The sequence below is a fragment of the Methylobacterium sp. AC433 genome (genome assembly GCF_979253015.1).
The window spans coordinates 618,610-644,767 of record NZ_CEEDBN010000001.1 but is presented as its reverse complement, the minus strand read 5'-3'; the positions used below and the strand labels follow the sequence as shown (position 1 = coordinate 644,767).

Sequence of the window (26,158 nt, the reverse complement as noted above, 5' to 3'; positions counted from 1 at the left end):
CCGCATGACCCTACGATCCGAAACACCCCCCGCCCCGGGCAACCTCGCGGTCGAGACACCGCCCGAGTCCGAGCGGCCCACCACCGCCATGCTGAAGGCGGACATCGACAGCGGCCGGACCGGGGACAAGATCGCCCAGTACGACCCGGGGCTGTCGCAGCTCGGCACCGACGACGAGGCGGCCGGCAACGCGCCCTCGCATGACCGCATCGCGCTCGCCCGGAAGACCGAGGCCGCGCCGCCGAAGGCGCGGGAGGCCGCCAAGCCCGAGAGCGGCAGCGGCTGGATCATGCCGCTGTTCATCGGCGTCGCCGCCCTGGTGCCGATGGTGGTGGGCGTGTCGCTGTTCGTCTTCAGCCGCTGAGCGGGCAGATTTCGAGCCTCAGGCGGTCCGGCCGCGGCGGCGCGCGACCTCCGCCAGGGCCGCCAAGTCCTTGTCGGCATCGCCGTGGCCGATCGCCTCGATCAGGTTGTCGCGCAGGACGCTGGCGAAGGGCATCGGCACCCCGGCCGCCCCGGCCGCGGCCAGCGCCAGCCCGACATCCTTGGCGCCGAGCTTGAGGTTGAATCCCGGCGGTTCGTAGCGTCGGGCGGCGATGAGGGCGCCGTAATTCTTGTAGACCGGCGAGGCGAACAGGGTGCCGGTCAGGAGCTCGAGGAGGTCGGCCCCCGGCACCCCATGCCCCTCCGCGAGGGCGGCGGCCTCCCCCATCGCCTCGATCGCCGAGATCAGCATGAAGTTGCCCGCGAGCTTGACCGCGTTGGCGCGGTGCGGCTCCGAGCCGAAGCCCCAGGTCCGGGCGCCCATCGCGTCGAGGAGCGGCTGCGCCCGCGCCACCGCCTCCGGGTCTCCGGCCGCCACGATGTTCAGGGCGCCGGCCTCGGCGACGTCCGGGCGTCCGAAGACCGGGGCGGCGATGTAGGGCACGCCGGCCCGGGCGTGGATGGCGGCGAGGTCCTGGGCCAGGGCCACCGAGATCGTGCTCATGGAAAGGTGGAGGCCCGGGCGGGTCCCGCCGTCGAGGAGGCCGCCCTCGACGATCACCGCGCGCAGGGCCGCGTCGTCGGCCAGCATGGTGATCGCCGCATCCCCCGCGAAGGCCTCGGCGGCGCGCGCCACCGGCGTGACCCCGGCCAGCCCGTCGGCCGCGCCGGCCGAGCGGTTCCAGACCCGCACCCTGTGCCCGGCCCGGACCAGGCTCGCCGCCATGCCGCGGCCCATCCGGCCGAGGCCGATCATCCCGACATCCATGCCCATGACGTGTCTCCCGTTGCGGTGGCCCGGCGCTCAGTGCCCGTCGAGGAATTCGAGCGTCAGGCTGTTGAACTGGTCCGTGGCCTCCATGTGGACGAGGTGGCCGATGCCCGGAAGGACCACCGCGCGGCCGCTCGGCATCTGGCCGGCCAGCGTCCGCGCATGCTCGGCATTGCGCCCCATCCCCGCCCGCAGGGCTTCCGGCGCGAAGGGCTTGCCGGGCGCGTTGTGGTCGTTCTCGCCCATGATGAAGAGGGTCGGGACCGGGATCAGCGGGATCTCGTGCACCACCGGCTGGCCCCAGATCGCCTGGTAGGAATTGACGAAGGACTGGAGCCAGCGCGGATACTCGCCCGAGCCCTTCACCCGCTCGCGCAGGGACACGAAGGGCTCGATGGCCGAGGCCGGCAGCGACAGGGCGTAGTTGGTCATGAGCTGGCGCCGGTAGGATTCCGCGGTGGCGTCGCCCTCCAGGCGCAGCAGGGTGGCGTCGGAGACCGGCGGCACCGTGAACCGGTAATCCTCCAGGCCGATCGGTGCTTCGAGCACGAGGCTGTTGACCCGCGTCGGGGCGTTGCGGGTCAGGCGCACCGCCAGCATGCCGCCCATGGAATGGGCCACCACGTCGACCCGCGGCAGGCTCAGGGAATCGAGCAGCGCCACGGTGTCGGCCGCCATCGCGTCGAAGGTGTAGGCCCCCACGGGCTTGGCCGACTTGCCGAAGCCGAGCTGGTCCGGAGCGACCACACGGTAGCCGGCGCGGGTGAGCGCCTGGATCACCGGCTGCCAGTAGCTCGACGGGAAATTGCGCCCGTGCAGGAGGAGGACGGTGCGCCCGTTGGCCTGACCCTCGGCGGCCACGTCCATGTAGGCGAGGCGCTGGCGCTCGCCGTCGCGCATCCGCTCGAGGAAGAAGACCGGGTAGGGATAGGCGAAGCCTTCGAGCCCGATGCCGAGGGGTGCGGCGTCCGTCCCGGCGGTCTGGGCGGAGACAGGCGCCAGGGACATCTGGGCCGCCAGCAGGAGGGCGGAGATCTTGAGGAGCGCGTCCATGTGGGTTCCCGGCAGCGGCGCGCGGTCGGGCGCGTCCCGTCCGACATAGCGCAGGTTCCGGCCGCGGACCGCCGGATCGAGGTGACAAAGGACACGCCGAGTCGCGCCGGCCCTTGCGAAACCCGCCGCAGCGTCCCAGGGGTCCGCCCATGACGAAGCATGCCCCCAGCGCCGCGGCGGAGCCCGTGACGGACGGATTGCCGGTGCGCGAGCGCATGCTGGCGCTCCTGGCGATCGGCCTCGCCATGACCATGGCGGTGCTCGACGGAGCGATCGTCAACGTCGCCCTGCCGGTGATCGCCAAGGACCTCGCGGTCGAGCCCTCCGCGGCGATCTTCGTGACCAACAGCTTCCAGATCGCGGTGACGGCCGCGCTGCTCCCGCTCGCGTCCCTCGGCGACATCCTCGGCTATCGCCGGGTCTACCTCACCGGCCTCGTCCTGTTCACGGCGGCCTCGGTGGCCTGCGCCTTCGCCCCCACCCTCGACTGGCTGGTGGCGGCGCGGATCGCCCAGGGGCTGGGGGCGGCCGGGATCATGAGCGTGAACATCGCCCTGGTGCGCTTCATCTACCCGCACCGGCTGATCGGGCGCGGCGTCGGCAACGTCGCCCTGGTGGTGGCGATGGCCTCCGCCGCAGGGCCGACGGTGGCGGCCGCGATCCTGTCCGTGGCGACCTGGCCCTGGCTGTTCCTCGTCAACCTGCCGGTGGGTCTCGTGGCGCTGACGGTGGGCGCCCGCACCCTCCCGGTGACGCCCCGGAGCGGCGGGCGCTTCGACCTTCGCAGCGCCGTGCTCAACGCCCTGACCTTCGGGCTCCTCATCATCGGCGTCGACGGCCTCGGCGACCCGGCGACGCGGGGCGTGGCGCTGGCGGAGATCGGTGCGGCTCTGGCGATCGGCGCGGTCTTCGTCTGGACGCAGACCCGGATGGCGCGCCCGCTCCTGCCCGTCGACCTCCTGCGGATCCCGGCCTTCGCGCTGTCGATGGCGAGCTCGATCGCCTCCTTCTCGGCGCAGATGATGGCCTACGTCGCCCTGCCCTTCTACTTCCAGGACGTGCTGCACCTCTCCGAGACGCAGACCGGCTTCCTGATGACGCCGTGGCCGATCGCCATCGCCCTGATGGCGCCGATCTCGGGGCGCCTCGCCGACCGCTATGCCCCGGGGCTGCTCGGCGGCCTCGGCCTCGCCCTGATGGCCACGGGCCTCGCGGCGACCGCGCTGCTGCCCGAGGGCGCCTCGCACCTGGACATCGCCTGGCGCCTCACGCTGTGCGGCCTCGGCTTCGGCCTGTTCCAGTCTCCCAACAACAAGGTCATCATCACCAGCGCCCCGCGCGACCGCAGCGGCGGGGCGAGCGGCATGCAATCCACCGCGCGCCTCACCGGCCAATCCTTCGGCGCCGCCCTGGTGGCGGTGATCTTCGGGCTGCACCAGGGAAGCGCGCCGGCCGGCCCGGTGGCCGCGACCCTGTGGTGCGCCGTCGGCCTCGCGAGCCTCGGCGCGGTGACGAGCGTCCTGCGGCGGCGGCCGGAGGGCTGAGGCGGAAGGCCGAAACGGAGGGCGATCGCACCAGGTCCCGTCCCGCGCGTTGATCCGCACGAAGGCCTCCCACGGCCCCGGCCCGCGGGCGGTCACAGGCCGCACGGGGGCCGAGACCCTCACGAAGGACGATCCCATGCATCTCGACCTGTCCGGCAAGCGCGCCCTCGTCAGCGGATCCACCAGCGGCATCGGCTACGCCATCGCCAAGGCGCTGGGCGAACTCGGGGCCAACGTGGCGATCAACGGGCGCATGCAGGACCGCGTCCGCGACGCCGTCGAGCGCCTGAAGCGGGAGACCGGCCATGCCGGCTTCATCGGAGCGCCCGGCGACGTCGCCAGCACGGACGGCGCGGCCCGCGTGGTCGCCGGTCTGCCGGACGTCGACATCCTCGTGAACAACACCGGCATCTTCGAGCCCAAGCCCTTCTTCGAGATTCCGGACGAGGACTGGCATCGCTTCTTCGACACCAACGTGATGAGCGGCGTGCGTCTGTCGCGGGCCTACACCCCCGGCATGGTGACGCGCGGCTGGGGCCGCGTGGTCTTCATCTCCTCCGAATCCGGCGTGAACATCCCGGTGGAGATGGTCCATTACGGAATGACGAAGACCGCGCAGCTCGCCGTCGCCCGAGGCCTCGCCGAGACCGTGTCCGGCAGCGGCGTCACCGTGAACAGCGTGCTGCCGGGCCCGACCCTGTCGGAGGGCGTGGCCGAGTTCATGAAGAGCATGGCGCAGGGGCAGGCGGGAACGGGAGGCGAGGTCGACCTCGACGCCGCGGGCCGCGCCTTCGTCGCCGAGCATCGCCCGACCTCGCTGATCGGCCGCCTCGCCACCGTCGAGGAGGTGGCCAGCATGGTCGCCTACATCTGCAGCCCGGCCGCCAGCGCCACCAGCGGCGCGGCGCTTCGCGTCGACGGCGGCGTCGTGCGCAGCATCGTGTGAGGGACCGCACCGGCGGGTGCGGTTAAGGCAATCGTAAGCTCTCCGACCGACCCTGGCCCGAACGGACGGGAGGGGAGCCGATGGGGGATTATGCGCTGGAGGGTCCGCGCTGGGGCGCGGGCGCGGCGGGAACGGGCGGTGGCACCGTGACCTGGGCCGTCGACGGCACGATCCCGACCACCTTCCTCGGCATCCTCCAGGGCGCCTTCGCGACCTGGGCCACCGCCGCGAACATCGCGTTCCAGCAGGTCGCCTCGACGGCGACCGCCCAGATCGACTTCACCCTCGGCGGCATCGACGGCCTCGGCAACACCCTGGGCTACGCCAACTATTCCTACAGCGGCCAGCGCATGCAATCCGCCGCCGTGACCTTCGACAGCGGCGAGGGCTGGCACGCCTCCGGCGCCCGCGTGATCAGCAACCAGAACGTCGACCTCGCCGTCGTCGCCCTGCACGAGATCGGCCACGCCCTCGGGCTCGACCATTACAACGCCAAGCCCGAGGTGATGAACGCGATCCTCAATCCCGCCATCACCACCCTCGGCGCCGGCGACATCGCGGGAATCCAGGCCCTCTACGGCGCGCCGAGCGCCCCGGCGGTGGTCGTGGCGACCCCGGCGGCCCCCGTCACCGCCAGCCCCGTCACCAGCGCCGTCACGGCGGTGTACCGCTTCTACGACACGCATACGGGCGATCACTTCTACACGACGAGCACGGCGGAGAAGCTGCAGATCCAGCAGACGCTGCCGTGGTTCACCTACGAGGGCACCCCTTGGGCGACTCCGGCCAAGGGCGCCGACACCGTCGACGTGTTCCGGTTCTTCGACACGGTCTCGAACGCCCACTTCTTCACGACGAGCGTCGCCGAGCGCGACCAGGTCCTGAAGACCGCGCCGAGCTACAAGTACGAGGGCGTGGCCTTCGAGGCCTACGCGGATGCGAGTGCGTCGGGCGGATTGACCCTGGAGCGCTTCTACAACACCCAGACCGGCCAGCATCACTTCGCTGGCAGTGCCGAGGAGGCCAACGGCATCAACCACGGCGCCGCCGGCCCAAACTGGGTCGACGAGGGCAAGGGCTTCACCGTCCACCTGCCCACCGACACCATGCTGTTCGCCTGAGGGCGAACCCGGGCGCCGACCGCAATCGGCCGTTCGGGGGCCGGCCCTTCGGCCGAGTTGCTCGGCTGAGCTACTCGGCCTCCGCCTCGAACATCTCGTCGAAGGAGTAGCCCGAGCCGCGCACGGTGCGGATCGGGTCGCTCTGGCGCGGGCGGTTGAGGGCCTTGCGCAGGCGCCCGACATGGACGTCGACCGTGCGCTCGTCGATGTAGACGTCGTGGCCCCAGACGCCGTCGAGGAGCTGCTCGCGGGAGAACACCCGGCCGGGGCTCTGCATCAGGAATTCGAGGAGCTTGAATTCCGTCGGCCCGAGATGGATCTCGCGGCCTTCCCGGCGGATGCGGTGGCTGACCCGGTCGAGCTCGATGTCGCCGGCCACCAGCAGGTTGGCGACGTGGGCGGGCTTGGCCCGGCGGAGCAGGGCACGGACCCGGGCGAGGAGCTCGGGCACCGAGAACGGCTTCACGATGTAGTCGTCCGCCCCCGTGCCGAGGCCGCGGATGCGGTCGCCCTCCTCGCCGCGGGCGGTGAGCATGATCACCGGCAGCCGCTCCGTCTCGCGCCGGGCGCGGATGCGGCGGCAGAGCTCGATGCCCGACAGGGCCGGCAGCATCCAGTCGAGCAGGACGAGGTCGGGGACCTGCTCCTGCAGGCGCAGGTCCGCCTCGTCGCCGCGCGCGGCCGAGTCGACGATGAATCCCTCGGCCTCGAGGTTGTAGCGGAGGAGGAGGGTGAGGGCCTCCTCGTCCTCGACGATCAGGATACGCGTACTCATCGTGCGCTTTCGATCAGACCGGCACGGGTTCAGGCCGCGCCGGGCATGTCCACGGTGGCGTAGTTGGAGGCGTCGTTCTTCGGGCGCTCGCGCTCGGCCAGGAGGTTCTCGCCGGTGACGAGGTAGTGGATCGTCTCGGCGATGTTGGTGGTGTGGTCGCCGATGCGCTCGATGTTCTTGGCCACGAACAGGAGGTGCGTGCAGAACGAGATGTTGCGCGGATCCTCCATCATGTAGGTCAGGAGTTCGCGGAACAGCGAGTTGTAGAGCGCGTCGATGGCGTCGTCGCGCTCCCACACGTCGAGGGCGGCCTTGATGTCCCGGCTGGCATAGGCGTCGAGGACGTCCTTGAGCTGCTCCTGCACCAGGTCGCTCATGTGCTGGACGCCGATGACGATCTTCTGCGGCTGGACCTGGTCGGCGATCGCGACCACGCGCTTGGCGACGTTCTTGGCCAGATCCCCGATGCGCTCGATGTCGTTCGAGACGCGGATCGCCGTCACCGTCTCGCGCAGGTCGATCGCCAGGGGCTGGCGCCGGGCGATGAGCAGGATCGCCCGCTCCTCGATCTCGCGCTGGAGGGTGTCGAGGCGGGTATCGGCGGAAATCACCGCCTGGGCCAGGGGCGAATCCCGGCGCACCAGGGCCTCTCCGGCCTCGGTCATCATCTTCTCGGCGATGCCGCCCATCTCGGAGATCGAGCGGCGCAGATCTTCGAGGTCGGTGTCGTAGGAAGTGACGATGTGGTCGGGCATGGGTGTGCTCCTCGATCGGGCCTCCTGTCCGGTGCCCGCCCTGATGGTGTCTGGCGCGGGCCGCCACCGGCCCACGCGGGTCGGTTCCGGCCTGCCGAGGATCAGCCGAAGCGGCCGGTGATGTAGTCCTGCGTCTGGCGCTTCTCCGGATTCATGAAGATGCGCGTCGTCGGGCCGAATTCCACCAGCTCGCCGAGGTACATGAAGGCGGTGAACTGCGAGATGCGCGCGGCCTGCTGCATGTTGTGCGTGACGATGACGATGGTGAATTCCGAGCGCAGCTGCTCGATCAGCTCCTCGATACGGCCGGTGGAGATCGGGTCGAGGGCCGAGGTCGGCTCGTCGAACAGGATCACCTCGGGACGCTGGGCCACCGTGCGGGCGATGCAGAGGCGCTGCTGCTGGCCGCCGGAGAGGCCCATGCCGGACTGCTTGAGCTTGTCCTTCACCTCGTCCCAGAGGGCGGCCTTGCGCAGGGATTCCTCGACGCGCACGTCGAGGTCGGCCTTGGGCAGCTTCTCGTAGAGGCGCAGGCCGAAGGCGACGTTGTCGTAGATCGACATCGGGAACGGGGTCGGCTTCTGGAACACCATGCCGATGCGCGAGCGCAGCTCGTTGAGGTCGACCTTGGAATCGAGGACGTTCTGGCCGTCGAGGAGGATCTCGCCCTCCGCGCGCTGGTCCGGATACAGGCTGTAGATCCGGTTGAAGGTGCGCAGCAGGGTCGACTTCCCGCAGCCCGAGGGGCCGATCAGCGACGTGACCTGGCGGTCGTGGAAGTTGAGGTTGACCGACTTCAGGCCATGGAAGCTGCCATAGTAGAAGTTCAGGTCCTTCACGGCGATGCGGACCGGTGAGGACTCGTCGGCCTTGTGGCGTCCGGTGAGCTGCGCGGACGTGATCCCGGGGGCGGCGTTCATCGGTTCAAGATCCTGTCGGTCGGAATGCGGGGAGGTGCGGCGCGCCGGAGATCAGCGCGAGCGCTCGGACTTGATGACGAAGCGGGCCACGATCGAGAGGGCGAGGATCGTGACGGTGATGAGGAGGGCGCCGGCCCAGGCGAGCTGTTGCCAGTTCGGGTAGGGCGAGAGCGCGAACTGGTAGATCATCACCGGAAGGTTCGGGATACCGCCCATCAGGTCGGAGCGGAACCAGCTGTTGTTGTTGAGCGCGGTGAAGAGCAGCGGCGCGGTCTCGCCGGCGATGCGGGCGAGCGCCAGGATGATGCCGGTGACGATGCCGGCGCTGGCCCCGCGCCAGGTGATGCTCTTGATCACGATGGAGGGCGGGGCGCCCAGGGCCGCGCCGGCCTCGCGCAGCGTCGAGGGCACGAGGCGCAGCATGTCCTCGGTGGTGCGCACGATGACCGGGGTGGCGATGATGGCCAGCGCCACCGCGCCGGCCCAGCCGGAATAGGAGCCCATCGGGCGCACCATCAGCGTGTAGACGAACAGGCCGATGAGGATCGAGGGCGCCGAGAGCAGGATGTCGTTGAGGAACCGGATGACGTCGGCGAGCTTCGAGTTGCGGCCGTACTCGGCCAGGAAGGTGCCGGCCATCACGCCGACCGGGGTCGCCACCAGGATGCCCAGGAAGGTCAGCACCAGGCTGCCCAGGATCGCGTTGGCGATGCCGCCGCCCTCGGAGCCGGGGCCCGGCGTCGGCTCGGTGAAGAGGGTCGGCGAGAAGCCCTTGATGCCCTCGACCACCAGCATGAACAGGATCGAGCCGAGGACGACGATGCCGATCAGGGTGGCGAGGGTGCTCGCCAGGATCAGGGTCTTGTCGGCGATCCGGCGGCCGGGGCGGACCCGGCTGATCCGGGCCGGCGCGGCGGTGGTGGCGAGGGGGGTGGCGGCGTCCATGATGGGTTCCTGACGTCTCGAGGCGGGCCGGGGCGATGCGGCCTCAGGCGACCTTGGCGCGGCGGGTGAGGATGCGGGCGATGATCAGGACGAAGAAGGTGATCACGAACAGGATGCAGCCGAGTGCCATCAGGGAGTTCAGTTGCAGGCCGTCGGCCTCGTTGAACTCGTTGGCGATGCGCGACGCGATGGTGGAGCCCGGGTCGAAGACCGAGCCCGAGAGCCGGTTGGCGTTGCCGATGACGAAGGTCACCGCCATGGTCTCGCCGAGCGCCCGGCCGAGGCCGAGCATGATCGCGCCGATGATCGAGACCGAGGCCTGGGGCACCAGGACGTGGCGCACCACCTCCCAGGTGGTGCAGCCGATGCCGTAGGCGCTCTCGCGCAGCACGGTCGGGATCTGGTCGAGCATGTCGCGGGTGATCGAGGCCACGAAGGGCACGATCATGATCGCCAGGATGATGCCGGCGGTGAGGATGCCGACGCCCGAGGGGACGCGGGCGTAGAACAGGGTGCCGACGATCGGCATGCCCTCGACCACGTTCGAGACCGGCACCTGCACGAAGCGGGCGAAGAGCGGCGCGAACATGAACAGGCCCCACATGCCGTAGATGATGCTCGGCACCGAGGCGAGGAGCTCGATGGTCATCGAGACCGGCTTGCGCGCCCAGCCGGGGCAGAGCTGCGTCAGGTAGACGGCGATGCCCAGGGAGAGCGGCACGCCGATGAGCAGGGCGAGGAAGGCGGAGGCCAGGGTGCCGACGATGGCCACGAAGGCCCCGTACTGCTCCTGCCCGATGTTCCAGGCGCTGGAGGTGATGAAGCCGAAGCCGAACTCGTTGAAGGTCGGCCAGGCACCGTAGGCGATGGAGCCGAGGATTCCGGCGAGCACGAACAGCACCAGGAGCGCCGAGCCGTAGGAGGCCGCGCGGAACAGGGTTTCGCCGAGGCCGCCGGGCGTCTTCCGGGCCGAGGCGCGGTCGCGCGTCAGGGCGATCTGGTCAGTCAAGGCGGCCATCCGAATGTCTTCTCTTCACCGGTCGGCGTCCTAGCCTGCGCCGGTCGCCGGCGCGAGGGGGGATCACCGGATCGTTGCCAAAGGGGGTGGCGAGGGGAGAGCGGCGCCGTGGCGCCGGTCTCGTCCGTCGCGGTCGCGGGGGCGCGGTGGCTCGCCCCCGGAGTCTCGCGGGCCGGAGGCCCGCGAGGGATGGGCTCACATGTTGAAGACGGGCTTGCCGTCCTTGCCCTTGATCTCCTTCCACGCGTCGTGGATCTGGCCGACGACGGCGTCGGGCAGCGGCACGTAGTCGAGGTCGATGGCGAGCTTGTCGCCGTTCTTGTAGGCCCAGTCGAAGAACTTCAGCACGTCGGCGGTCTTAGCCGCGTCGACCGGGTCCTTGTGGACGAGGATGAAGGTGGCGGCGGTGATCGGCCAGGCATTCTCACCGGCCTGGTCGGTCAGCGAGATGCCGAAGCCGGGGGCGGACTTCCAGTCGGCGCTGGCGGCGGCGGCCTGGAAGGCCTTGTCGTCGGGCTGCGGGAACTTGCCGGCCTTGTTCTGGATCAGGGTGTGGCTGAGCTTGTTCTGCTTGGCGTAGGCGGACTCGACGTAGCCGATGGCGTTGGGGACCTGCTTGACGGTGGCGGTGACGCCCTCGTTGCCCTTGCCGCCCTGGCCCACCGGCCAGCTGACCGTGGTGGCCGCGCCGAACTCCTTCTTCCAGGGCTCGGAGACCTGGGAGAGGTAGGTGGTGAAGATGTTGGTCGTGCCGGAGGCGTCCGAGCGGTAGACGGGGGTGATGTTGGCGTCGGGGAGCTTCAGGCCCTCGTTGAGCTTGGCGATCTTGGCGTCGGACCACTTGGCGATCTTGCCGGCGTAGATCTCGGCGATGATCTCGCCCGTGAGCTTGAGCTTGCCCGGCTCGACGCCCGGGATGTTCACCACCGTGACGACGCCGCCCATGACGGTGGGGAACTGGACGAGGCCGTCCTTCTCCAGGGCCGGGCCCTTGAGCGGCGCGTCGGTGGCGCCGAAATCGACGGTCTTGGCCTGGATCTGCTTGATGCCGCCGCCCGAGCCGATCGACTGGTAGTTGAGGCCCATGCCGCTGTCCTTGCGGTAGGCTTCGGCCCACTTCGAGTAGACCGGGAACGGGAAGGTCGCGCCTGCTCCGGTGATGTCGGCCGCCTGGGCCGGCGCGAGGGTGGCGAGGCCGAGGCCCACGAGGGCGGCGAGGGTCGTGAATTTCATGTGCTGGTCTCCTGGTGGAGCGTGCATCGGCACCGTGAGCCGCAGCCCCCGCGCCGTTGTGCACCGCGCCATACGGCGGGTTGGACCAAGGCGGTATGACGATTGCGCGACAGTTCGATGACATACGGCCGTGCCCCAGGGCGACCGGGCGCGATCTGAGCAGTTTGCCGGGGATGGCCGGACGGGAACCGGCGCCCGGGCGCGGACCGGGTCCGCGCCTTGAATCGGAATCCGCGGGAGGCTATCGCCGGGTCCGAGGGTGAGTCGCGTCCGCCAGGGACCGGGACGGCCCCGCTGCCGGGTGCGGTCGTGCGGCGCCCGACTCTCTCAGCCAAGGGATGCGCCATGACCGAGATCCGCCCGCGCCGCAGCGTCCTGGCGATGCCGGGATCGAACCCGCGCCTGCTGGAGAAGGCCCGCACCCTCCCCGCCGACGTGGTGATGATCGACCTCGAGGACGGAGTCGCGCCCGACACCCGCGCCGCGACGCGGGAGGCCGTCGCCCGGGCGGTGTCCGAGGGCGGCTTCGGCCCGCGCGAGGTCGTGGTCCGGATCAACGCCCTCGACACGCCCTACGGCGAGGCGGATCTGGCCGCCATCGCGCCGGCCGGGCCCGACGCCATCGTGGTGCCGAAGGTGACGGGCGCCGACGCCCTGGTGGCGGTGGGCTCGCGCCTGCGCCGCCTCGGGGCGCCGGACCAGACCCGGACCTGGGCGATGATCGAGAGCCCGATGGCGATCCTGCACCTCGCCGAGATCGCGAGCTCGGCCCGGGACGTCGACACCCGCCTCGCCTGCCTCATGGTCGGGCCGAACGACCTCGCCAAGGCGAGCCGGCTGCGCCTCGGCGTGCCGGGCCGGCCGGCCCTGATGCCCTGGCTGATGAGCGTGATCGCGGCCGCCCGCGCCTACGAGATCGACGCCATCGACGGCATCTACAACGATTTTCGCGATGCGACGGGCTTCGCGGCCGAGTGCGCGCAGGGGCGCGATTGCGGTTTCGACGGCAAGATGCTGATCCACCCCGACCAGATCGCCCCGGCCAACGCCGCCTTCGGCCCGAGCGCGGACGAGGTCGCCTGGGCCCGGCGCGTGCTCGCCGCCTTCGCCGAGCCGGAGAACCGCAACCGCGGCGTCATCGGCCTCGACGGCAAGATGGTGGAGCGCCTGCACGCGGCCGAGGCGAGCCGCACCGTGGCCCTCGCCGAGGCCATCGCGGCCCGGACGCCGTGACCCCCGACCTCTCCGTCGAGATCGACCTCCTCGACGCCCGCCTCTCCGGCTGGGGCTTTCCGCGCTGGGGCTCGGCCGAGGCCGCGGGCCTCGACCTCCATGCCTGCCTCGACGAGGCGCTGGACTTGCCGCCCCAGGGGCCGCCGGCCCTGATCCCGGCCGGCTTCCGCCTGGCGATCCGCGACCCGGCCTGGTGCGGCCTCGTCTTCCCGCGCTCCGGGCTCGGCCATCGCGAGGGGCTCGTCCTCGGCAACGGCACCGGCGTGATCGACGCCGACTACGCGGGTCCGCTGCTGATCTCGGCCTGGAACCGCAACCCCGGCGGGTCCGCCCTGCGCATCGCGCCCGGCGACCGCATCGCCCAGCTCGTCTTCACCCGGGTGACCCGGCCGACGCTCACGATCCGCGACGGCTCCGACGCGGCCCCGCGCACGGAGGCCGGCGCACGCGGCACCGGCGGCTTCGGCTCCACCGGGCGCCGCTGAGGCGCGGGCCTCACACGATCCCGCTGCCCTCGAAGGGCCAGGGCCGGCCGAGCTGTGCGGCGACCTTCGCGGGTTCGTGGCCGACCGCCGCGACGGCCGCCTCGACCGCCTCGCGCGGCACCTCGAAGCGGCGCGCCCAGTAGGCCAGGGTCCAGGGCTCCGAGACGTTGACGGTGGCCGGCTCGTGGTCGTTGTCGGACGGGGTGCTGCTCATGGCGGTCTCGCGTTGCGGGGTCGGCTCCTTAGCCTAACGCGCGGGAGCCGCCGCCGGTGCGTTCTACGCCCGAACGGCCGTCCAGCCCCGCGCAAGCCATCCTGCGTAGGTCCGCTGCATCGGATTTCTCACCCCCATCGGAGGCGTTGAGCCTTGGGCGTTCTGATCGGCCTCGTCATCGCAATCGGCTGCATGCTCGGCGGCTTCGTCGCCATGGGCGGCCACCTCGTCGTGCTCTGGCAGCCCTGGGAATTCGTCATCATCGGCGGGATGGGCGCCGGCACCTTCGTCATGGCCAACCCGATGAAGACGGTGGTCGACACGGGCAAGGCGAGCATGGACGCCCTCACCGGCAAGGTTCCCAAGCGCAAGGACTACCTCGCGCTGCTCGGGCTGCTGCACGCCCTGATGCGCGAGCTGAAGACCAAGCCCCGCAACGAGGTCGAGCCGCACCTCGACGACCCGGCCAATTCCGAGATCTTCAAGGCCTATCCGGACGTCGCCAAGAACGCCGACCTCGTGCTGTTCATCTGCGACTACGCCCGGCTGATCCTGATCGGCAACGCCCGCGCCCACGAGATCGAGGCGCTGATGGACGAGGAGATCAGCGGCTACCGCAAGGACCGCCTCAAGCCCTACGGCGCCGTGACCACGGTGGCCGAGGCGATGCCGGCGCTGGGCATCGTGGCGGCGGTGCTCGGCATCGTGAAGGCGATGGGCGCCCTGGACCAGTCGCCGCAGATCCTCGGCGGCCTTATCGGCGCCGCACTCGTGGGGACATTCTTCGGCGTGTTCATGTCCTACGGCGTGCTCGCGCCCTTCGCGATCAAGATCAAGACCATCCGCGAGAAGCAGAACCACGTCTACATCATCGTGAAGCAGAGCCTGATCGCCTACATGAGCGGAGCCGTGCCGCAGATCGCCGTCGAGCACGGCCGCAAGGGCATCTCCCTCGGCGACCGGCCGACCATCGACGAGGTCGAGAACGCCACCGTCAACGGCGGCGCGCAGCGAGAGGCCGCCTGAGCATGGACGGACCCGCGGGGAACGCCGCCGACATCCGCGCCCGCCTGATCGAGGCCGGGGGCCTGTCCCTCGACCGCATGCCGATGCTGAACGTGGTGTTCGACCGGCTCACCTCGGCCTGCTCGGACAACCTCAAGCCGCTGGTCGCCTCGCCGGTCTACTTCTCCTTCGGCGGCTTCGGGAGCGGCCGCTTCGGCGAGATGCTCGACGCCTACGAGAACAACGCGGTGGCGGGCATCTTCCACGCCCCCGAATGGGACAGCCACATCCTCGTCGGCCTCGACCGGGACTTCCTGTTCACCATGGTGGAGGCCCTGTTCGGGGCCGACGGGGCGGAGCCGCCGGTCGAGGACGAGCGCGCCTTCTCGGGCCTCGAGATCCGCCTCGCCCAGACCATCCTCGAACAGGTCGGCCGGGCGCTCGAATCCTCGTTCTCCCTGGTCTCGGCGACGCCGTTCCGCCTGGAGCGGACCGAGACCCGGATGGAATTCGCGGTGATCGGCGGACGCAACAACAAGGCGGTGGAGGCCAAGTTCGCCATCCAGGCGCTGAACCGCAGCGGCGAGATGTTCCTCATCCTGCCCCAGTCGGTGGTCAATCCGATGCGCCCGGCCCTGTCGAAGGTGCTCACGGGCGACACCGCCGCCCGCGACCCGAAATGGACGCAGCAGATCGCCGCCGAGGTGCAGAAGGCGGAGGTCACCCTGCGGGCGGTGCTCGAGGAGCGCCTGCTGACGCTGGGCGAGATCGCCGAGCTCAAGGTCGGCCAGATCATCGGCCTCGACGCGACGCCGTCGACGCGGGTGAAGCTCGAGGGCAACGACCGGCCGCTGTTCTGGTGCCACATGGGCCAGGCGCAGGGCTCCTACGTGCTGCGGGTCGACGAGGCCATCGCACAGGACACGGAAGGCACGACCAATGACACCGTGGGTTGACACCATCCTCCTCGTGGCCCTCGTGGCCACGAGCGCCTGCGTGGTGCCGATGTACCTCAAGCTGAAGCGCCTCGACCGGACCCAGGCCGAGTACGGCCGCATCCTGACGCAGTCCGGCCACGCCCTGGCCCAGGCCGGCGATGCGGTGCGCAGCTTCAGCACCGAGGGCCGCGAGATCCTGGAGGCGCTGGACCAGCGCCTCGGCGAGGCGCGCCACCTCCTCGCGGAGCTGGAGGCCGCCCGGCGCGATGCTTCGGCCACACGCGGGCCGCAAGTGGCCGCGCAGGGCATCCAACGCGGCTGAGGCGCGCCGATCCGCTTGCGCCCCGCCCGACTTTCCCCGATCCTTTTCCCTCCGCTGCCGGCCGACTCCTCCCTGACGTTCGATTGCAGCCCCTGACGAGCGGACGATGAGCAACAGCCCCTTCGACGATGCGGACCTCGCGTCCGCCGGCACTGCCCCGGTCTTTCCGACCGTCTCGCCGACCGCCGCGCCCGCCGGCGCCGGGGGACAGGAGGGCGCGGAGGCGCGGATCGGCGACGGCCGCAACCTCGATTCGATCCTGCGCATCCCGGTGCTGATCCAGGTGGTGCTCGGCTCGGCGACGATGCCGGTGGCCAACCTGATGAAGCTCGGACGCGGCGCCATCGTGCCCCTCGACCACCGGGTCGGCGAGCCCGTCGACGTCACGGTCAACGGCCGGGTCGTGGCCCGGGGCGAGATCGTCGTGGTCGAGGAGGACAATTCCCGCTTCGGCGTCTCCCTGACCGAGATCGTCGGTCCGGCCGATGCCGGCCAGAACGGCTGAGGGCGAACCCGTGGCGAGCGTGCCGATCCCCCACCGGGCGCAGGGCGTCCACCGGCACCTCAACCCCGTGGACGAGGTCGCGGCCCTCTTGCTCGCCATGGGCAAGCCGGCCGCCGGCCGCCTGCTGAAGTACTTCGACTCCGAGGAGATCAAGCGCATCACGCGCTCGGCGACGCAGCTCGGCACGGTCAGCGCCCACCAGCTCGACGACATCGTCGAGATGTTCTCGCACGAATTCGCCGCCGACGGCCGCCTCGTCGGCACGGCCGCGGAGGTGGAGAAGCTGCTCACCGGCCTGCTGCCCGCCGACCAGGTCGCCGACATCCTGGCCGACGTCCGGGGCGATACCACGCGCTCGGTCTGGGAGCGCCTGACCACGGTCTCGGAGGGCGTGATCGCGAGCTACCTCGTCAAGGAGCACCCGCAGACGGCGGCCCTCGTGCTGTCGCGCCTCAAGCCGGCGGCGGCCGCCAAGGTGATGGCCCACCTGCCCCAGCCGACCCGCAACACGGTGATGCGGCGGATGCTCAGCTTCAAGCCGGTCTGCGACGCGGTGATCGCCACCGTCGAGCACGCCCTCCACGAGGACCTCCTCGCCAGCGGCGCCCGCAATTCGGGCGCCGACACCCACGCCAAGATGGCCGACATCATCAACAAGATGGAGCGCACCCAGATCGACGAGGTGCTGACCAGCCTGTCGGAATCGCGCCCGAAATCGGTGGAGATCCTGAAGGGGCTGCTCTTCACCTTCGACGACATCGTCAAGCTCCAGCCCCGCGCCCGCACGACCCTGTTCGACGCCGTGCCGAACGACCGGCTGGTCCTGGCCCTCAAGGGCACCGACGCGGAGTTCCGCGGCGTCATCCTGAGCGCGCTGTCCGCCCGCGTGCGCCGGATGGTCGAGCACGAGCTGAACGGCGGCGAGCCGGCGGCCCAGAAGGACGTGACCGAGGCGCGCCGCAGCATCACCGACCTCGCCCTCGAGATGGCCGGGCGCGGCGAACTGGAGATCAACGCCGGGGACGAGGCCGAAGCCCTCGTCCGCTAGGGACGGCGGCCCGGCCCGGCGCCCGCGATGTCCGACGATCAGGAGAGCAAGACCGAAGCCGCCTCCGAGCGGAAGATCCGCGAGGCGGTCGAGAAGGGCGACGTCCCGTTCTCCCGCGAGGCGCCGGTCTTCGCCTCGATCCTCGGCCTGCTCATCGCCCTCAGCTTCGTGGTGCGCGACGCGGTCACGCCGCTGATGCAGGCGCTCGCGCCCTTCCTCGACCATCCCCGCGACTTCGCCCTGGAGAACAATCAGGACGTCGCCCGCATCCTCGAAGGAACCGCGATCGCGGCCGCGCGCTTTCTGATCCCGGTCGTGCTGATCCTCGGCCTCTGCGGCCTCGTCTCCGCCCTCGTCCAGAACGTGCCGAGCTTCGTGGGTGAGCGCATCCGCCCGCAATGGTCGCGCGTCTCGCCGGCGGCGGGCTGGGGACGAATCTTCGGAAAGTCGGGTCAGGTCGAGTTCCTGAAATCGGTCCTTAAATTTTTAAGCATCAGTCTCGTCGCCCTGCTGCTCCTCCGTTCGGAGGGCAGCAAAGCCGTGAGTGCCATGTTCGCCGACCCGAGTCAGATCCCGGATCTCATCCTCGCCGTCTCGATCCGGCTCATCTCGGTCGTCTGCATCGCCACGATCGTCATCGTGGCGGCCGACTTGGTCTGGTCGCGCCTGCGCTGGCAGCGCTCCCTGCGGATGTCGAAGCAGGACGTCAAGGACGAGCACAAGCAGACCGAGGGCGATCCCCTCGTGAAGAGCCGCCTGCGCTCCCTGGCTCAGGACCGCTCGCGCAAGCGCATGCTCGCGAACGTGAAGCAGGCCACCGTGGTCATAGCAAACCCGACCCACTACGCTATCGCACTGCGGTACGCGCGAGACGAGCAGCCCGCCCCTCTCGTTCTGGCCAAGGGCAAGGATCTGGTGGCGCTGCGCATCCGAGAAATCGCGGAGGCGAACGGCATTGCGGTCGTGGAAGACAAGCCTCTCGCAAGGTCCCTGTACGACAGTGTCGAGGTGGACCAGATGATTCCCGCGGAGTTCTACAGCGCAGTGGCTCAGATCCTGTTCTTCCTGTTCTCGAAGGCCCGCTGATGACCGAGGCGTCCTCCCCGACCGGAGCCCCGTCCGTGGACGTCCCGGACGTGCTCGCCGATGCCGAGCGCGTGTTCGCCAACGCGATCCGGGACTTCATCGCGGAACTCTGCCTCCTCGACGGGGGCATCCTGATCGGCTGGGTTCAGGCCGCCCGCCACGGTAACATCGCCGACCTCGTCGCCTCTTCGGCCGAGCCCTTCTTCAAGGAAGCGACCATCGCGTACGCGGACGGGGCCGACGTGCGCTTCGACTGGGGCCGCTCGCTCACCGTGGTGCTCGACATGGAGTTCGTGACCGAGCCCGTGACGGTGTTCTTCAAGCTCATCCTCGACGGCGTCTATGTCGGCGTCGCGATCCAGCGCATCCTGGCCGACAAGGGTCCGGATTTCTGCCTGCACGGGTTCGAGTCGGCCCTCGCCGAGGCACGCCTGACCCGCGCCGCCGCCTGAGTGGCGGCAGGCCGCCCCCACCATCGGCGCCTCCGCGCCGGTGCGGGCACCAACTGTGACAGTTTGCCGGCCGCGGGCGGCGCGATCACATCCGCGTGTGTCACGAACGTCATTGACGCCATCGGCGATGCCCGACATTGCTGAATGATAGGCGACTCGATCGGTCCGAATTATAGGTCGGATGGCGAAGTCGTTCCGCCGACACGACCTACGCTTGTCCCATAACCCGAGCCTTATCCAGCACACACCCAGACCGTCGCAAGATCATCCGGAGATTGATGATGTATGTCCTGGTCGACGAGCGGCCGTCGGTGAATTCCGGCTACAAGGCGAGCTTCGACCGTGAGGGCATCTCCTCCCTCGGCCTCGACCCGCAGGAATTCACCCAGTGGTTCCAGTCCTCCTCCCGGGTCGACCGTGAAGCGATCCAGGGCTTCCTGCTGGGCGATTTCGAGGGCCGGGCGAAGTGCGCGACCCTGATCCGCAAGCTGTCGCGCGCGCCCATCATCGCGCTCAGCGACGTGCGCTCCCTCGACCAGACCCTGCAGCTCTTCGAGGCCGGCATCGACGACGTGCTGCCCAAGCCCGTCCATATCCGCGAGATCCTGGCGCGCTCGGAGGCGATCTGGCGCCGGGTGAACGCCCAGGCGACCCCGCCCCGCGAGGCGGCGCCCGAGCCCGAGCGCCTGAAGGTGCATTTCGACGGGCGCGACCCCGAGGTCGACGGGGAGGTGCTGCCGCTGCCGCGCCGCGAGCGCCACATCCTCGAATGCCTGGTCCGCAACCGAGGGCGGCGGATGACGAAGTCGCAGATCTACAACATCGTCTACGGCGTCTACAGCAACGGCGTCGAGGAAAGCGTGATCGAGGGCCACGTCAGCAAGCTGCGCAAGAAGCTCAGCCAGCGCCTCGGCTACGATCCGATCGAGGCCAAGCGCTTCATGGGCTACACCTTCATCGGCTGAGGCGGGCATCGGCTGAGGCGGGCCGGCCCCGACTGCGCGCGCGTCCCGGGCGATCCCCGAAGGGATCGCTCGATGAGCCTGTTCGGCGCTGTCGGTCCGCCGTCGCGGTCTTCGACCGCTCAGAAAGAACCGGTCGTCTCGACCTCGCCACCGACAGCGGCGGTCTTGGGGGCGGTGACGGGCTTTGCCGAGGAGACGGGCTGAGGGGTGGTGGTCAGGTCCCTGACGCTGCGCACCTGCTGGGTCTCGCGCGCCTGCTCACGGAACAGCGGAGGCGTCAGGTAGAGGGCCTCGCCCGCCATGGCCGCGCCGGTGGCGAAGGTCGTGGAAGCGAGGACGGTCAAGGCGAGGAGGCGGGTCGCGCGCATCTGAATTCTCCGGTTTGGCGGGCGACAGGCCCGCCGTTGAGAACAGAGAACCATATTTTTGTGCGCTGCGGATTGTTCATTTTGCAACGCACCATAATGCGTCGTCGGAAGATTTCACCCACTATAGCGCATGCTCCAGAGGAGGAGATCGCGCTCCCATCAGCCATTGTCATGTTCTCAGCGCATAGCCTCAAAAATTCGGATTCGGCCGTGCAAATTAAATTTTCTGGCATCTCAAGTGTATTTTGAAGACGTCCGGTGAGTTTCGGCACATCTGCCCTTCTTGTCTCGGCAAGACCACCCGTTGCTCAAGAATCCGGCTCCCATCATCGACGTTCGATTTCGAGATCGTCCGACAGCGGGCCGCCATCCACCGTGCGAAAAGCCGGCACTCGTCGACACGCCGTTCACCATGACGGCGCGCTCACGCAGCCGTGAGGGTCCGAACCGCTCGGTCCGGACGTTCCTCCGACATGCGGATGTCTCGGTCGGCTCTCCCCGCGCTCCATACCCTGGCTGCCCTGCCAGCCCGCGACGCAGACATGCTCCTCTGTTCGGTTGAACGGCTGTATCGCGCCCGATCGGATGACGGGCATGACGCAAACCGCGCTGCGTTGCGGCGCATCGCCGTCTATCGCCGTGTTCTCGGTCTGCCCCCGTCGCTGCACCTGATCCAGGAGGCGTGGCAGGAGAGGCGCGCGGCCTCCGCCTAGCGCGAACCGGCCGGGCTCCGACCGCTCGTTGCGGATTGCGCCGGTGCCGGTGGCTCCGCTCCGGACACCGGCCCCGTGACCAGAGCATCCGGCCGCTTCACCTCGATCTCGACGAAGGCGATCGGGTGGTCGGAGCCGTTCATCACATCGTGCCGGATGCCGGCCGGGCGGCCATAGGCCTGTCCGGCCTCCAACGCGGTGTCGGTGACATGATCGCCATCGTGGACCCGCAGGGTCCCCGCCACCAGCATCACAACGAAGTAGGGCCATCCGTGGGCGTGCCAGCCGGTGACGGCGCCGGGCGCGAAATCCCACCGCGTGATGCGCAGGGTCGCGTCGTCCTGCTGGACCGTGGCAACCGCCGGAATGGTGCAGACGAAGGCCATCGGGTTTCCTTCCTGAGCCGGGACGCGCGCAACCGCGTGGACGCCCGTCGGCCCCGGGAGACCGTCCGAGCCCCACGGATCTCGGAACGCGCCCGCCCCTACTGGCAGAAGCTGCGCGCGCCCGGCGTCCAGGCGCCGAAGCCGGTGGCGACCATGTTGGTGATCACCCGGCAGACATACTGCTTCTGGGCCGGATTGTTGTTCGGCCCCGCATGGTAGCGGGCCACCGCCAGGGTCCAGCTGCCCTCCCGTGCCTTCAACTGCTTGAGGAACAGGGTCGCGTACTCGACGTTCTGGCGCGGGTCGATCATCGCCTCCAGGGTGGCGAACTTCTCGCGGTGGTAGTGGTGGTTGATCTGCATGCAGCCGAGGTCGACGAGCTTGATCCCGCTCGCCCGGGCCTGGGCGAGCTGGCTCATCACGTCGGCCGCGCTGGTGCCGAAATAGGCGCGGCCCTGGATGTTCATGGCATAGGGCTGCAGCGAGCCGCGCTTGCCGCTCTCGGTCAGCCCCACCGCGTAGAGCACGCCCAGGGGCACGCCGTGCTTGGCCGAGGCCCCCGCCATCTCGCGCTCGCAGATGTTGGCCGAAGCCGGCAGCGCCGCGGCCTTGCCCGGCGCCGGGGGCGCGCTGTTGGCGAAGCTCAGGCTGAGGCTAGAGGTAAACGCCGCTGCGGTCAGGGCTGTTCGAAGCGCTCTCATGCATCCGCTCGTGGAGATCGGGGGCGGACGGATCGCCGCCCCGGGAGGACCGGCCTCCGGCCTGGTCCGGGGTGGCCCGGCCCTGATTGGCGCCGGATTCACCCTGGCTCGGGAAGCCTTGTGCGCCCTGTCCCTGTTGCGAGCCTGGATTCCCCTGTGCGCCCCGGCCGTCCGCCGCGCTCGACGCGACCGTGACGGTCACGCTCTCCGGGCGGTAGCCGCCCTGGCGCAGGAGATCGTCGAGTACCGCGCCGCCCTCGCGGAGCAGGCGCGCCGAGTCCTCGCGGCTGGCCTGCAGGCTGAGCTCGAGTTGCCCGTCGCGCAGGCGCATCCGCACCAGCACGGTCCCGAGATCGGCCGGATGGAGCTGCAGGGTCAGGAGCTTCAGGGGGCCCTCCCCGGCCGGGGCGCCGGGCAGCGCACCCGCCAAGGTACCGGCCACGGCACCGGCCGGCCCGCGCGGCAGTTCCGCCAGGACGGCCGCGGCCACCTGCTGGGCCGGCGTGGAGGCCGGACCCGGCAGGGAGCCGGCGGGCAGGCTCGCTTCGGCGGCATTCGCCTGGACCGGCTCGGGTGGGGTGCCGGCCGCGCGCGTGGCCGCATCGCCGGAGGCCGAGACCGGCTCGGTGCGCAGGATCGGGCGCGGCGTCGCGGCGGCCCGCTCGGTCGCCGCCGGCTCCGCGAGCCCGGCGGTCGACTCGGGCGCGGATGCCGCCGCGTCGCCCCGAGGCGAGCCCGGCGGACGGGTCCGGTCGCCGGGCGCGGCAGCATCGGGCGCGGCGAGGCTCGCCGGGACCGTCGTGTTCGTGGGCTCTGGCCGAGGCGTTTCGGCGGCGGGCGGCACCGGCGGCATGGCCGGGGGTGCCGCCATGGCGGAGAGCCCCGCCCCGCTCGGCGCGGGTGACGGGCCGGAGGCCTGGAGCGTGGCGGCACCGGGCAGCAGCGCCGCGCCGGCCGCCAGCCCGGGAGAACCCGGGACGGGAGCATTCGCCGGAGCCGGCGGCCCGGCGGCCGGCGCGGGCTCCGACGATCCGCCTAGGAGGCTCGGCAGAACCGGCGCGAAGTGGGTCTCGCGCTGGAGCACGGCGACGCGGGTCCGCACCTCGGCGGTCGCGGGCTGCGGCACGAGCCCGGCGACGACCGGGTCCGCCCCGGCCATGAGGTCCGGCGCGCCGGCCGCGGACACGGCGGACGCGGCGGCGGCCTGGCCCGCGGGCCCGGACGCCTGGGCCGGCGCGGCGCGGGCGACCAGGGCTTCGAGGGAGATCGCCTCCGGCTTCGGCGCCGGCGTTCCGGCGGGGGCCGCCGCCGGCACCACGAGGGCGAGGAGCGCGAGCGGGTCCGTCTCCTCGCCGGTGGCCTGCGGAGTGGAGGATTCGGCCTCGTCGTCACGGCGCCGGCCGGGCCGGTCGGCCTCGGGCGTGGCCGAATCCGGCCGGCCTCGGCCCGACAGGGCGCCCAGCACCGTGCCGAAGGCGTCGCGATCGGAATCCGGCGCGTCGGCGCCCGCGCCGCGGGGGCCGGGCGTATCCGGCAGGGCGCGGGGGCCGGGACTGGTGGCACCGAGGGTGTTCAACGCTCGCTCCTCCGCATGATCGCGTCGACGCGCCCGATGGCGTCCTGCGCCCGGGCGATGGATGGGGCGACCGGCAGCACGCGGGGGCCGTTCGGCGCCGCCGGGACGGGAACCGGTGCGGGCGCCCCGGCCCGGATCTCCCGGGCCGTCGACAGCGCGGCGTCCAGGAGGTCGCGGTCGGCGGGCTCGAGCATCGTGCGATCGGTCATCCGCAGGGTCTCGACGGATTCCTCGAAGCGCCCGTCCACCACGACCAGGGCCGCCGCCCGGTAGAGGCGGGCGCGCACCGCCTCCGGCGAGCCGGGCTCCGCCAGGGTGACGCCGCGCTCGGCCGAGAACACCGCCGTGGCGGTCTTGCCCTGGTCGAGGGCGGCGCGGGCGACGAGGAGATAGAGTTCGCGCCGTCCCTCAGGCTCGATCTCGTCGAGCATGGCCTGGAGGCGCAGGAAGCGGGCCTCGTCGCCGGCGAAGTCGAGGCGGGTGAGCGCGGCGGCGAAGCGCTGGCGGAAGTTGCCGGCATAGACCGAGTGGCGGAAGCGGCGCAGGTACTGCACCGCCAGGGACTCGAACTTGGTCAGGTCGTTGGCCTGGGCCAGCACGAAGATCTCGCGGCGCAGCGCCCCCTCCTCCACCAGGGTGCCGGGGGCGAGCAGGCGGGCGAGGTCGAGGAGGCGGATCGACTGGGTCGGGTCGTCGCGCACCACCAGGGCGGATTGCGCCAGGGCGAGCTGCGCGCCGAGGCTCACCGGCACCACGAGCGGGTCGATCTTCACGAGGAGCGCGCGGGCCTCCTTCTCGCGTCCCTCGAGATAGGCTAGCGCGCCGAACACCACCGGGCGCTCGGCCTCCGGCACCTTGCCCGAGGCGACGAGGTGGCGCAGCAGCACCGGCCCGCCGCCGCCCAGCGCGAAGGTCACCGCCGCGTGCACGCTGACCGGATCGGCCCAGGCCTCGGGCGCGAGGCCGAGCATGCGCGACTCGGCCAGGGACAGGAAGGCGCGCTGGCCGTGATGGGCCTGGGCCGAGCCCTGGGCGATCCGGTCCTGGAGCAGCTGAAGGGTGCGCAGGAGCTCGACCGGCAGCGGGCGCGGGGCGACCGGCAGCGGCTCGACCGCTGCGGCCGGGGCCGCGCCGTGATCGCCGCCGCCGTGGGAATCCGCCGCCCGGGCGGCCGGGACGGCGCAGAGTCCGGCGAGCAGGACACGGGCGAGCAGGCGGCCCGCGCGGCGCGTCACGGCGGCCCGCATCACTCGGGCCGCGCCCGCAGCAGGACCTCGATGCGGCGGTTCTCCGCCGCCTTCGGATCGGCGGGGTTGCGCGGCTGCCGGTCGGCATAGCCCTCGATCCGCTCCAGGCGCGCATCGGGCACGCCGCCGCGCACGAGCATGTAGGAGGCCATCTGCGCCCGGGCCGAGGACAGGCGCCAGTTGTCGTAGACCTCCGAGCGGAAGGGGCGCGCATCGGTGTGGCCGCGCACGACGATCCGGCCGGGCCGGTCCTTGAGGATGCGCGCGACCTGCTCCAGGGCCCGCACCACCTTGGCCTGCGGCTCGGCCGAGCCGACGCTGAACATCGCGAAGTTCGTCTCGTCGGTGAGGCTGATGAGGATGCCCTCGCCGGTGCGGCGGACTTCCGTCCGGGGCGCCGGAGCGCCGCCCTCCATCGGCAGGACCTTGGCGATCTCGGCCTTGATCTCGGCCATCGCCGCCGCCTCGGCGGCATCGGCCGCCCGCGCTTCGGCCGATCTGGCCTCGACGGACTTCGCCTCTGCCGCCTTCGCCTCCGTAGCTGCCTTGGCCTCCGCGGCCGCCTTGGCCTCCGCCTTCGGGTCCTTGGGCGCCTCGGCCTTGGCCAGCAGGGCCATGACCTTGGCGTCGGACTCGCCCGGCAGCGCCGAGGCGACCTTGATCGCCGCCGGCTTCGCGCCCTGGGCGGCCGCGCGCACGTCGGGGCGGGTCTCCTGCGGCAGCGGCGTCACCGTGCCGGTGGATCCGGCCTGCGCGGTGCGGGTCTTGGCCAGCGGCGCGACCTGCCAGTAGAGGGGGTCGAAGGGGTCGCGGGCCGCCTCGCCGCCCTTGATGCCGGGCTCGCCGGTCTCGGTGGCGACCGCGTCGGCCGAGGCCGTCTCCGGTCCCGGTTCGAGTTCGGCGGCGAGCTTGGCGAGGACCGCGTAGGGATCCTGGAACAGGGCCGCCTCGCGGGCGCGGCTGCCCGGCGGGCCGGAGCCGCCCTTGCCGTCGGCCTTGCCCTCGCTCTTGGCGTCCGCCTTGCCGCCCTTGCCCTCGGTGGCGCTGTCGCCGGTGCCGCCGTCGGGTCGGCCCTCGTCCGGCGTGGGCTCGCCGGGCTTGTTCTGGGGGTCGCGCAGGCCCTTCCGGTCGAAGCTCACATCGGCGAGCTTCACCGGGTTGAAGTACTCGGCGATGGCCGACTTCGTCTCCTTGGTGGTGGAGCCGATCAGCCACAGCACCAGGAACAGCGCCATCATGGCGGTCATGAAGTCGGCGAGCGCGATCTTCCAGGCGCCGCCGTGGTGACCGTCCTCGTGGTCGCCGTGGCGCTTGATGATGATGATCTCGTGGTGTCCCTCGTCCGCCAT

Annotated in this window: 28 protein-coding genes and 1 pseudogene; 14 read left to right on the top strand and 15 right to left on the bottom strand. The window is 70.9% G+C overall.

Annotation, left to right across the window (positions count from 1 at the left end; genetic code table 11):
* Nucleotides 1-4 precede the first annotated feature (4 nt).
* Nucleotides 5-364: a hypothetical protein gene (locus tag AC0IWM_RS03135; protein ID WP_471753015.1), complete on the top strand. Its 360-nt coding sequence runs from the start codon at nucleotides 5-7 to the stop codon at nucleotides 362-364.
* 18 nt (nucleotides 365-382) lie between these two features.
* On the opposite strand, the gene AC0IWM_RS03130 is transcribed toward AC0IWM_RS03135, so the two are convergent.
* Both AC0IWM_RS03130 and AC0IWM_RS03125 read right to left on the bottom strand, forming a co-directional pair.
* A complete protein-coding gene (locus tag AC0IWM_RS03130; protein WP_471753103.1) occupies nucleotides 383-1,252 on the bottom strand; it encodes an NAD(P)-dependent oxidoreductase in 870 nt (289 codons plus the stop codon).
* 36 nt (nucleotides 1,253-1,288) lie between these two features.
* On the bottom strand, nucleotides 1,289-2,308 hold the full coding sequence (locus AC0IWM_RS03125; RefSeq protein ID WP_471753014.1) for an alpha/beta fold hydrolase: 1,020 nt from the start codon (nucleotides 2,306-2,308) through the stop codon (nucleotides 1,289-1,291).
* 149 nt (nucleotides 2,309-2,457) lie between these two features.
* Between AC0IWM_RS03125 and AC0IWM_RS03120 the strand changes: the two genes are divergently transcribed.
* From AC0IWM_RS03120 to AC0IWM_RS03110, 3 genes are all read left to right on the top strand, one after another.
* Nucleotides 2,458-3,852 carry an MFS transporter gene (locus AC0IWM_RS03120; RefSeq protein ID WP_471753013.1) on the top strand — a complete coding sequence of 465 codons (1,395 nt, stop codon included), beginning with the start codon at nucleotides 2,458-2,460 and terminating at the stop codon, nucleotides 3,850-3,852.
* A gap of 136 nt (nucleotides 3,853-3,988) precedes the next feature.
* A complete protein-coding gene (locus tag AC0IWM_RS03115) occupies nucleotides 3,989-4,798 on the top strand; it encodes an SDR family NAD(P)-dependent oxidoreductase (protein ID WP_471753102.1) in 810 nt (269 codons plus the stop codon).
* A gap of 80 nt (nucleotides 4,799-4,878) precedes the next feature.
* Complete coding sequence (locus AC0IWM_RS03110; RefSeq protein WP_471753012.1) at nucleotides 4,879-5,919, top strand: matrixin family metalloprotease; 1,041 nt, start codon at nucleotides 4,879-4,881, stop codon at nucleotides 5,917-5,919.
* 70 nt (nucleotides 5,920-5,989) lie between these two features.
* On the opposite strand, the gene phoB is transcribed toward AC0IWM_RS03110, so the two are convergent.
* The 6 genes from phoB to pstS form a co-directional block, all read right to left on the bottom strand.
* Nucleotides 5,990-6,694 carry a phosphate regulon transcriptional regulator PhoB gene (gene phoB, locus AC0IWM_RS03105; protein WP_056213308.1) on the bottom strand — a complete coding sequence of 235 codons (705 nt, stop codon included), beginning with the start codon at nucleotides 6,692-6,694 and terminating at the stop codon, nucleotides 5,990-5,992.
* A 29-nt stretch (nucleotides 6,695-6,723) separates the two neighbouring features.
* On the bottom strand, nucleotides 6,724-7,449 hold the full coding sequence (gene phoU, locus AC0IWM_RS03100) for a phosphate signaling complex protein PhoU (RefSeq protein WP_471753011.1): 726 nt from the start codon (nucleotides 7,447-7,449) through the stop codon (nucleotides 6,724-6,726).
* Between the two features lie 101 nt (nucleotides 7,450-7,550).
* Nucleotides 7,551-8,369, bottom strand: a complete 819-nt coding sequence (pstB, locus tag AC0IWM_RS03095) for a phosphate ABC transporter ATP-binding protein PstB (RefSeq protein ID WP_471753010.1) — start codon at nucleotides 8,367-8,369, stop codon at nucleotides 7,551-7,553.
* A gap of 51 nt (nucleotides 8,370-8,420) precedes the next feature.
* Nucleotides 8,421-9,314 carry a phosphate ABC transporter permease PstA gene (gene pstA, locus AC0IWM_RS03090; RefSeq protein ID WP_471753009.1) on the bottom strand — a complete coding sequence of 298 codons (894 nt, stop codon included), beginning with the start codon at nucleotides 9,312-9,314 and terminating at the stop codon, nucleotides 8,421-8,423.
* Nucleotides 9,315-9,357: 43 nt separating this feature from the next.
* Nucleotides 9,358-10,332: a phosphate ABC transporter permease subunit PstC gene (gene pstC, locus AC0IWM_RS03085; protein WP_471753008.1), complete on the bottom strand. Its 975-nt coding sequence runs from the start codon at nucleotides 10,330-10,332 to the stop codon at nucleotides 9,358-9,360.
* Nucleotides 10,333-10,527: 195 nt separating this feature from the next.
* Entirely contained in the window at nucleotides 10,528-11,565 is a 1,038-nt protein-coding gene (pstS, locus tag AC0IWM_RS03080) for a phosphate ABC transporter substrate-binding protein PstS (RefSeq protein WP_471753007.1), read from the bottom strand.
* A 345-nt stretch (nucleotides 11,566-11,910) separates the two neighbouring features.
* On the opposite strand from pstS, the gene AC0IWM_RS03075 reads away from it, so the two are divergent.
* The gene (locus AC0IWM_RS03075) at nucleotides 11,911-12,798 is read left to right on the top strand and encodes an HpcH/HpaI aldolase/citrate lyase family protein (protein ID WP_471753006.1); all 888 of its coding nucleotides are present in this window, start codon (nucleotides 11,911-11,913) and stop codon (nucleotides 12,796-12,798) included.
* On the top strand, nucleotides 12,795-13,283 hold the full coding sequence (gene dut, locus AC0IWM_RS03070) for a dUTP diphosphatase (RefSeq protein WP_471753005.1): 489 nt from the start codon (nucleotides 12,795-12,797) through the stop codon (nucleotides 13,281-13,283). Before AC0IWM_RS03075 ends, dut begins: the two co-directional genes overlap by 4 nt.
* 10 nt (nucleotides 13,284-13,293) lie before the next feature.
* On the opposite strand, the gene AC0IWM_RS03065 is transcribed toward dut, so the two are convergent.
* Entirely contained in the window at nucleotides 13,294-13,497 is a 204-nt protein-coding gene (locus tag AC0IWM_RS03065; protein WP_056477771.1) for a DUF3606 domain-containing protein, read from the bottom strand.
* Between the two features lie 153 nt (nucleotides 13,498-13,650).
* Here AC0IWM_RS03065 and motA point away from each other — a divergent pair, with 153 nt between their 5' ends.
* The 8 genes from motA to AC0IWM_RS03025 all read left to right on the top strand — a co-directional run bounded on the left by motA (nucleotide 13,651) and on the right by AC0IWM_RS03025 (nucleotide 19,818).
* A complete protein-coding gene (gene motA / locus AC0IWM_RS03060) occupies nucleotides 13,651-14,523 on the top strand; it encodes a flagellar motor stator protein MotA (RefSeq protein WP_056477769.1) in 873 nt (290 codons plus the stop codon).
* A 2-nt stretch (nucleotides 14,524-14,525) separates the two neighbouring features.
* Complete coding sequence (locus AC0IWM_RS03055; RefSeq protein ID WP_471753004.1) at nucleotides 14,526-15,458, top strand: flagellar motor switch protein FliM; 933 nt, start codon at nucleotides 14,526-14,528, stop codon at nucleotides 15,456-15,458.
* A complete protein-coding gene (locus AC0IWM_RS03050) occupies nucleotides 15,442-15,762 on the top strand; it encodes a hypothetical protein (protein WP_056477766.1) in 321 nt (106 codons plus the stop codon). Before AC0IWM_RS03055 ends, AC0IWM_RS03050 begins: the two co-directional genes overlap by 17 nt.
* Before the next feature lie 106 nt (nucleotides 15,763-15,868).
* The gene (gene fliN / locus AC0IWM_RS03045; protein WP_471753003.1) at nucleotides 15,869-16,267 is read left to right on the top strand and encodes a flagellar motor switch protein FliN; all 399 of its coding nucleotides are present in this window, start codon (nucleotides 15,869-15,871) and stop codon (nucleotides 16,265-16,267) included.
* On the top strand, nucleotides 16,248-17,315 hold the full coding sequence (locus tag AC0IWM_RS03040) for a flagellar motor switch protein FliG (protein ID WP_471753002.1): 1,068 nt from the start codon (nucleotides 16,248-16,250) through the stop codon (nucleotides 17,313-17,315). Before fliN ends, AC0IWM_RS03040 begins: the two co-directional genes overlap by 20 nt.
* Before the next feature lie 27 nt (nucleotides 17,316-17,342).
* On the top strand, nucleotides 17,343-18,401 hold the full coding sequence (flhB, locus tag AC0IWM_RS03035; protein WP_471753001.1) for a flagellar biosynthesis protein FlhB: 1,059 nt from the start codon (nucleotides 17,343-17,345) through the stop codon (nucleotides 18,399-18,401).
* A 35-nt stretch (nucleotides 18,402-18,436) separates the two neighbouring features.
* Nucleotides 18,437-18,853: a hypothetical protein gene (locus AC0IWM_RS03030; RefSeq protein ID WP_471753000.1), complete on the top strand. Its 417-nt coding sequence runs from the start codon at nucleotides 18,437-18,439 to the stop codon at nucleotides 18,851-18,853.
* 281 nt (nucleotides 18,854-19,134) lie between these two features.
* Complete coding sequence (locus AC0IWM_RS03025) at nucleotides 19,135-19,818, top strand: response regulator transcription factor (RefSeq protein WP_056477755.1); 684 nt, start codon at nucleotides 19,135-19,137, stop codon at nucleotides 19,816-19,818.
* A 119-nt stretch (nucleotides 19,819-19,937) separates the two neighbouring features.
* Here AC0IWM_RS03025 and AC0IWM_RS03020 read toward each other — a convergent pair whose 3' ends face one another.
* From AC0IWM_RS03020 to AC0IWM_RS02995, 6 genes and pseudogenes are all read right to left on the bottom strand, one after another.
* Complete coding sequence (locus AC0IWM_RS03020; protein WP_471752999.1) at nucleotides 19,938-20,186, bottom strand: hypothetical protein; 249 nt, start codon at nucleotides 20,184-20,186, stop codon at nucleotides 19,938-19,940.
* A gap of 793 nt (nucleotides 20,187-20,979) precedes the next feature.
* Nucleotides 20,980-21,285 (bottom strand): annotated as a pseudogene (locus AC0IWM_RS03015) (cupin domain-containing protein); the annotation flags it as partial.
* 98 nt (nucleotides 21,286-21,383) lie between these two features.
* On the bottom strand, nucleotides 21,384-21,986 hold the full coding sequence (locus AC0IWM_RS03010) for a transglycosylase SLT domain-containing protein (protein ID WP_471752998.1): 603 nt from the start codon (nucleotides 21,984-21,986) through the stop codon (nucleotides 21,384-21,386).
* Nucleotides 21,940-23,562, bottom strand: a complete 1,623-nt coding sequence (locus AC0IWM_RS03005; protein ID WP_471752997.1) for a flagellar hook-length control protein FliK — start codon at nucleotides 23,560-23,562, stop codon at nucleotides 21,940-21,942. Before AC0IWM_RS03005 ends, AC0IWM_RS03010 begins: the two co-directional genes overlap by 47 nt.
* Nucleotides 23,559-24,797, bottom strand: a complete 1,239-nt coding sequence (locus AC0IWM_RS03000; protein WP_471752996.1) for a chemotaxis protein MotC — start codon at nucleotides 24,795-24,797, stop codon at nucleotides 23,559-23,561. Before AC0IWM_RS03000 ends, AC0IWM_RS03005 begins: the two co-directional genes overlap by 4 nt.
* Nucleotides 24,798-24,808: 11 nt before the next feature.
* Nucleotides 24,809-26,158, bottom strand: a complete 1,350-nt coding sequence (locus AC0IWM_RS02995) for a MotB family protein (RefSeq protein ID WP_471752995.1) — start codon at nucleotides 26,156-26,158, stop codon at nucleotides 24,809-24,811.